This window comes from Stenoxybacter acetivorans DSM 19021 (assembly GCF_000745895.1).
Classification (GTDB): Bacteria; Pseudomonadota; Gammaproteobacteria; order Burkholderiales; family Neisseriaceae; genus Stenoxybacter; species Stenoxybacter acetivorans.
On sequence record NZ_JQKE01000034.1, the window covers coordinates 21,816 to 28,233 of the forward strand.

Sequence of the window (6,418 nt, forward strand, 5' to 3'; positions counted from 1 at the left end):
AAAATTTATCATGCGATGATGATGAACGGTTGCTGCCGTTTATTGCGTTCATGTTTCAGGCTGCCTGAAAAAACCAAATCGAACAATGATTTGGTTTTTTTATGATTCAGTGTTTGCCTGATCGCCAAATTGACCACAACAACCACAAACTGTTGCCGAAAGCGAGCAAATAGCCGATAAATCCGAAAAACGGTAAGCCGAACATTTTGGGACCGGCATTGATATTCATCACAATAGACGAGCCGATAATCAATGCAGCGGTAACAATGCCCATGGTCAGCCGATTGGTGATGTGGTCTAAACGGTTGTTCAATTCTTCTAAGCGTTTAATATCCAGATTGATGCCGAAACGCCCTTTTTGCAGACGCTGACCAAACCGCAGAAGATTGTGCGGTATGTCGCCGGCAATAAAAGCGAGCATACGGGCGTTGGCTTGGCTTTTTTGCCAGATTTCCTGCGGAGAGATGCGTTGGCGAATCAGTTTTTTGATAATGGGTTTGGTGTGGGTTAAAAGTTCAAAGTCGCCGTCCAGCTGCTTCAGCACACCATCTAAAGTCATTAATGTTTTGAACAGCATCACCAATTCAGCGGGCAAGGTGAGTTCGTGCGTGCGCAAAATTCGAGTGATGTCGCCGATGACTTGGCTGATGCGCAAGTGGCGCATGGGAACGTGTTCGTAATTACTGAGCATTTCCATTAAATCCATGCCCAGCAAGTCTTCATCAGGTATTTCGCCTTGCGCCCAATTGCTGAGTACAAATTGCATGGCATTGCCGTCGCGCCGCATTAAAGCGTAAATTAAAGCAATGATTTCGCGGCGACGTGTTTGGCTTAACTGTCCGATTAAACCAAAGTCAACCAATGTAATATTATTGGCTGAATTGAAAAAGATGTTGCCCGGATGCGGGTCGGCATGGAAAATACCTTGCTGCAAAATCATATTCAATAAGCAGTCGGTGATGTTTTCGGCAAGCTGCCGGCGGGTGGCTGGCGGTAAATCATCGGGACGCACACGGCTTAATAATGTGCCGTCAATGAATTCCTGCGCCAATAATTTTTGGGTGGAGTATTCCGGATAGACGCTCGGAATATGCAAATGCGGTGTGTCTCGGTAAATGCGGGCAAAATATTGAATATAATGCAACTCGTTGCTTAAATCAGTTTCTTTGGTTAATGACCGTGCGAAATAATGCACCATCTGTACCGGACGATAGCGGCGCGTTTCGGGTATTTCTGTTTCAATAAGCGTGGCAATATGGGTTAGAATGCGCAAATCTGCAGCAATGGTGGCATCAATATTCGGGCGTTTGATTTTCAGAGCCGTATTGTTGCCGCCGTGTAGGCGAGCAAAGTGAACTTGAGCGATAGATGCACTGCCCAGCGGCTGAGGATCAATGTATTCAAAAACATCGTCAATATTTTGTGTGAGTTCCTGTTGTATCAATTGCCGAATGGAATCAGCGGGCAGTTCACGGGCATTGTCTTGCAATTTGGCAAAAGCATCTGTCCATTCTGCATCAAAAATATCGGTGCGGGTGGACAACAATTGACCTAATTTAATGAAAGCAGGTCCCAAATCTTCCAACGCCATTGCTGTGCGCTGCGGCAGAGAATGGCGGCGAATGCGGCCGGAATCGGCTTCCGATTGATGGTTTCGCCGAAAAGGCGTGGGGAGTTTGATGCGTGAAGCAAATTCACCCAGTCCGTGTTTGGTTAAAACAGCGGTGATTTCGCGAAGGCGCGATAAATCCCCAAGGGCGGATAAAGCAGATTTTTTCATATTGTTGGCAGTGAGCAATTGAAAGTCGGTGCTTGACAAGGATAGCACAAGCACCCTTGCTGAGAAGCGGTTTAATGTCTCTTGAAATGATTTATTTGGCACAGTTTTGAGGGATTTTTTTGCTGAAGAGGTCGCACACCTACGGTTCTGAAGCAAAGACGAACGGCGAAAAAAGCACCAAAACAAAATACATCTAAAGAAATTGTTTCAAGAGATTAAACAGCTTCTGTAAGTATGACAGAAACGAGTAAACCGAATGAATGGAATCAGAAAAAAAATCAGTCGGTCAGTGTTGAGTGTGTGTATCGCTTTGTCGCTGATGAATTATGCCCAAGCCGCGCCGGAAGGTTTGGATAATGCGGCGTTGGATCGGCTGATTCAAGAACGCAGTGAAGTGTTGAGCGGTGAAGACGGTTCAGGTGATTTGTTGATGAACGCCATGGGTTTATTGGGCGTTGCCTACCGTTTCGGCGGCAATTCTCCCATCAGCGGTTTGGATTGCAGCGGGTTTATGCAATATATTTTTAAACGGTCGTTTAAAGTAAACTTGCCGCGCACCTCCCGCGAAATGGCAAAAGAGGGTGAAGCAGTATCCAAAGAAGAATTGCAGCCGGGTGATATGGTGTTTTTTAACACACTGGGGCGCGGCGTTTCACATGTGGGCATGTATATCGGTAAAGGACGCATGATTCACGCACCGCGCACCGGTAAAGACATTGAGATTGTCAGTATTGACAGCGGATATTGGGCAAAAAAATACGTTTCCGCCCGCCGAGTAGTGCATTCGACGGCACGTTTCTTGCCCTGATTTTTAAAGGAGTTGTGCCGTGCCGATTCCCGATATGCCCAAATGGCTCAATGAACAAGGTGAAGCCGTGTCCTGCACTGAAAAAATCAAAGTGATGCAGCAAAATATGCAGGAATTATTTCAGGTAGCCCAAGATGCGTTTGAAGACGGCTTGTTAATGGGTTGTACAGAAGTGCAATTGCGCGATTATTTACACAAATTGATGAATGCGGTGGAAAACCCGTATTCATCAGAAAATTAAATGGTTTCAGGCAGCCGCAATGCGCAAAACAGGCTGCCTGAAAAACAGCAATCAAGACACAAGGACACAATATGCGGTTTGCATTTTTCTTTCCCGGGCAAGGTTCGCAGAGTTTGAATATGATGGCAGGCTTTGCCGGCATGCCGATAGTAAAAGCTGCTTTTGACGAAGCGAGCGCAGTTTTAAATCTGGATTTATGGGCGATGATTAATGGCGGCGATGCCGATTTGATTAACGAAACCGTGAATACCCAGCCTTTGATGTTGGCAGCGGGTGTTGCCGCGTGGCGTGCCTATCAGGAACTGGGCGGCAAGTTGCCTGCGGCACTGGCGGGACACAGTTTGGGCGAATACACCGCGCTGGTGGCTTCAGGCAGCCTGTTGTTTACTGATGCCGTGCGTTTGGTGCGTTTGCGCGCCGAACTCATGCAGGAAGCCGTGCCGCAAGGGCAAGGCGCGATGGCGGCGGTGTTGGGTTTGGACGACGAAGCCGTGCGCCAAGTGTGCGCCCAAGCAGAAAAAGAATGTGCAGGCGAAACGGCAGAAGCGGTGAATTTTAATTCACCCGGGCAGGTGGTGATTGCGGGCAGTGCCGCTGCCATTGCGCATGCTGTTGAACTGGCAAAAGCGGCGGGCGCGAAGCGCGCAGTGCCTTTGCCTGTGTCTGTGCCGTCGCATTGCCGATTGATGAAGCCTGCGGCGGAAAAATTGGCAAAAGCCTTGCAAAACACAGACATCAAAACACCGCAAATACGGGTTATCCACAACGCTGATGTGGCGGCACATAACGACGCGGTAGCGATTAAAGACGCGTTGGTGCGTCAATTGTATTCACCCGTGCGCTGGACGGAAACCGTATCGCTTTTGGTGAGCGAGGGTATTACCGAATCCGCCGAATGCGGCCCCGGCAAGGTGTTGGCAGGATTGGCAAAACGCATTGATAAAGCAGCGGTTTGTACGGCACTGGTGAGTGAAGACGCGGTGCGCGGGTTTATTGCGGCACACTGAAATTCGGTTACAACACAAATGAATCCCATGAATAATCGGTAGTCAAACAAGCCAGAGCCGATTAATTCGAGGGGTATGATTGATTACCAACTGGAAAGAGTAAACAAATGAATCAAGATTTGACAGGTAAAGTCGCTTTGGTAACAGGCGCGTCGCGCGGCATTGGTGCGGCAATTGCCAAAACTTTGGCGGAACATGGCGCGAAAGTGATTGGTACGGGAATCACCGAATCTGCCGCGGCGGCAATTGGTGAAACCTTGAAAATATTCGGCGGTGAAGGGTGTGTGCTGAATATCGAAGAAGAAAACAGCATTGAAAATGTGGTTGCCGATATTGAAAAAGCACACGGCAGAATTGATATTTTGGTAAACAATGCAGGGATTACCCGTGATAACTTATTGATGCGCATGAAAGAATCTGAATGGGACGAAATCATGCAAATCAATTTGAAATCGGTATTCCGTGCATCTAAAGCCGTGGTACGCGGCATGATGAAAGCGCGTGCGGGACGCATCATCAGCATCGCTTCCGTGGTTGGTGTGATGGGCAATGCAGGGCAAACCAATTATGCCGCTGCTAAAGCAGGTTTAATCGGCTTTTCCAAATCCATGGCACGCGAAGTCGGCAGCCGTGGGATTACCGTCAATTGTGTCGCCCCGGGCTTTATCGATACCGCCATGACCCGCGCCCTGCCGCAAGAACAGCGCGATGTGTTTACCGCCCAAACCGCGCTGGGATACTTTGGTACACCTGAAGACGTTGCCGATGCCGTATTGTTTTTGGCAAGCGACCAAGCCCGCTACATCACCGGGCAAACCTTGCATGTAAACGGCGGCATGTTGATGCCGTAACAACATCAACAAATTCAGGTGTTTTCAGGCAGCCTAATGATTCATATTCAGGCTGCCTGAAATAAAATTTCAGCCATTCATTTCTATCTAATATAACGACCAATCAACATGCCAACCATTACCGTATTGCCGCACCCGGAACTCTGTCCTGAAGGCAGCGTGTTTGAAGCCAAAATCGGCGAGAGCATTTGCGATGCGCTGCTCAATCAGCACATCGAAATCGAACATGCCTGTGAAAAATCCTGCGCCTGCACCACATGCCATGTTTTGGTTCGCAAAGGTTTTGGCAGCCTGTCTGCTGCCGATGAAATTGAAGAAGACTTGCTTGACCAGGCATGGGGCTTGGAAGCAGATTCACGTTTGAGCTGTCAGGCAAAAGTGGGCAAAGAAGACATAACCGTAGAAATCCCCAAATACACCATCAACCATGCCCGTGAGCATCATTGATACAAATTAAGGAAATGCCATGAAATGGACTGATGTCTATCGTATTGCCGAATCCTTGGCAGATGCGCACAGCGATATTCACCCGCAAAACATTCGGTTTACCGAATTGCGCGCTTTGGTGTTGGGCTTGCCGGAATTTGATGATAATCCCGATCACTGCGGTGAAAAAGTATTGGAAGCCATTCAGCAAGCGTGGATTGAAGAAATAAGCTGAAGCGGCAGATTTGTTTCTTCGTCTCAATCAAATCAATCAGGCTGCCTGAAAAATTCAGCAGCCAATCTCTATTTTCCCACCACCCAAAACACCGTCATCAAACCCAAAAAGGTGAGCAGCAGCGAGCCGCCTAAATGCAGAGCGATGTGTGCGAATGCCATACCGAATCGGTGATTCTGCAGCAGCGACACAGATTCCAATGAAAAACTGGAAAAAGTGGTCAGCGCACCCAAAAAACCGGTGATTAAAAATAAACGCCATTCCGTACTGAATACAGGCAGGCTGTTAAATAACGCCGCGATAACACCGATTAAATACGCACCAATCCAATTGGCGAGCAATGTTCCCAGCGGCAGATGCGGGTGAATCAGATTAAACGCATTACCCAAGCACCAGCGCAGCAACGCACCCAATACCGCGCCGCAGGCAATTGCCAATATAGAATACATAAATTTGTTTTGGTAGCGGAAAAGGCAAATTGTAATACCAAATTCACAAATTAAATATACCTTATGGGCAGCCAACAAGACGATATTTATTACACCGGCGATGGCTACGGACACGTGGTGATGGCACGCGACGGCGCAGATAAAATTTACGGCGGCATCGGCAGAGAATATGTACTTGCCGACAGCGCCATTGCAACGGGTTGGATAGACACGGTTTACGGCGGCGGCGGTGTGGACATCATCATGGGCGGTGGCGGCGGCGATTATTTGTATGGCAACGACAGCAGTGAAACTTATAAAACAACCACTGCCGACAGCGGCAAAGAAGGCGATTGGTTGGGCGGACAGCACGGCAATGATTGGCTCTATGGCAGTGAGCGGCGCGATATGCTGTTCGGCGGCGACGGGCGAGACCATATATCAGCAGGCGCAGGCAATGATTTGATATTGGGCGACGCCAATTACACCGCCAATCCACGTACTTCCCTACTCCCATACAGCAACAGCGTATGGGGTTTTTTATGGCAGCCAAACGGCGCAGTCAACCGCGACATGACCGGCAGCACAACCGTTATTGCCGCCAATTATCTGGCGTTTTTATGGGATTGGACAATCGATCCC

General features: G+C 48.6%; 8 protein-coding genes and 1 pseudogene. 7 read left to right on the forward strand and 2 right to left on the reverse strand.

The window, feature by feature from the left end:
* Positions 1 to 106: 106 nt before the first annotated feature.
* Positions 107 to 1,780, reverse strand: coding sequence for an ABC1 kinase family protein (locus Q384_RS06035; RefSeq protein ID WP_037586583.1), 1,674 nt, complete (start codon positions 1,778 to 1,780; stop codon positions 107 to 109).
* Positions 1,781 to 2,036: 256 nt separating this feature from the next.
* On the opposite strand from Q384_RS06035, the gene Q384_RS06040 reads away from it, so the two are divergent.
* From Q384_RS06040 to iscX, 6 genes are all read left to right on the forward strand, one after another.
* Positions 2,037 to 2,588 (forward strand): C40 family peptidase, encoded by a 552-nt coding sequence (locus Q384_RS06040; protein WP_037586575.1) that lies wholly within the window; start codon positions 2,037 to 2,039, stop codon positions 2,586 to 2,588.
* A 19-nt stretch (positions 2,589 to 2,607) separates the two neighbouring features.
* The gene (locus tag Q384_RS06045; RefSeq protein ID WP_156956473.1) at positions 2,608 to 2,829 is read left to right on the forward strand and encodes a hypothetical protein; all 222 of its coding nucleotides are present in this window, start codon (positions 2,608 to 2,610) and stop codon (positions 2,827 to 2,829) included.
* 71 nt (positions 2,830 to 2,900) lie between these two features.
* Positions 2,901 to 3,836: an ACP S-malonyltransferase gene (gene fabD, locus Q384_RS06050; protein ID WP_037586576.1), complete on the forward strand. Its 936-nt coding sequence runs from the start codon at positions 2,901 to 2,903 to the stop codon at positions 3,834 to 3,836.
* Positions 3,837 to 3,943: 107 nt separating this feature from the next.
* Positions 3,944 to 4,687, forward strand: coding sequence for a 3-oxoacyl-ACP reductase FabG (fabG, locus tag Q384_RS06055; RefSeq protein WP_037586577.1), 744 nt, complete (start codon positions 3,944 to 3,946; stop codon positions 4,685 to 4,687).
* 108 nt (positions 4,688 to 4,795) lie between these two features.
* Positions 4,796 to 5,134 carry an ISC system 2Fe-2S type ferredoxin gene (gene fdx / locus Q384_RS06060; RefSeq protein WP_037586578.1) on the forward strand — a complete coding sequence of 113 codons (339 nt, stop codon included), beginning with the start codon at positions 4,796 to 4,798 and terminating at the stop codon, positions 5,132 to 5,134.
* 19 nt (positions 5,135 to 5,153) lie between these two features.
* Positions 5,154 to 5,348 (forward strand): Fe-S cluster assembly protein IscX, encoded by a 195-nt coding sequence (gene iscX, locus Q384_RS06065; protein WP_037586579.1) that lies wholly within the window; start codon positions 5,154 to 5,156, stop codon positions 5,346 to 5,348.
* Between the two features lie 68 nt (positions 5,349 to 5,416).
* Here iscX and crcB read toward each other — a convergent pair whose 3' ends face one another.
* Complete coding sequence (crcB, locus tag Q384_RS06070) at positions 5,417 to 5,797, reverse strand: fluoride efflux transporter CrcB (RefSeq protein WP_037586580.1); 381 nt, start codon at positions 5,795 to 5,797, stop codon at positions 5,417 to 5,419.
* 63 nt (positions 5,798 to 5,860) lie between these two features.
* On the opposite strand from crcB, the pseudogene Q384_RS12620 reads away from it, so the two are divergent.
* Positions 5,861 to 6,418: pseudogene (locus Q384_RS12620) on the forward strand (hypothetical protein); the annotation flags it as partial.

Coding starts and splice junctions, on each gene's coding strand:
- Q384_RS06040 (WP_037586575.1), top strand. CDS start 2,037: ATGAATGGAATCAGAAAAAAAATCAGTCGGTCAGTGTTGAGTGTGTGT.
- crcB (WP_037586580.1), bottom strand. CDS start 5,797: ATGTATTCTATATTGGCAATTGCCTGCGGCGCGGTATTGGGTGCGTTG.
- Q384_RS06035 (WP_037586583.1), bottom strand. CDS start 1,780: ATGAAAAAATCTGCTTTATCCGCCCTTGGGGATTTATCGCGCCTTCGC.
- iscX (WP_037586579.1), top strand. CDS start 5,154: ATGAAATGGACTGATGTCTATCGTATTGCCGAATCCTTGGCAGATGCG.
- fabD (WP_037586576.1), top strand. CDS start 2,901: ATGCGGTTTGCATTTTTCTTTCCCGGGCAAGGTTCGCAGAGTTTGAAT.
- fabG (WP_037586577.1), top strand. CDS start 3,944: ATGAATCAAGATTTGACAGGTAAAGTCGCTTTGGTAACAGGCGCGTCG.
- fdx (WP_037586578.1), top strand. CDS start 4,796: ATGCCAACCATTACCGTATTGCCGCACCCGGAACTCTGTCCTGAAGGC.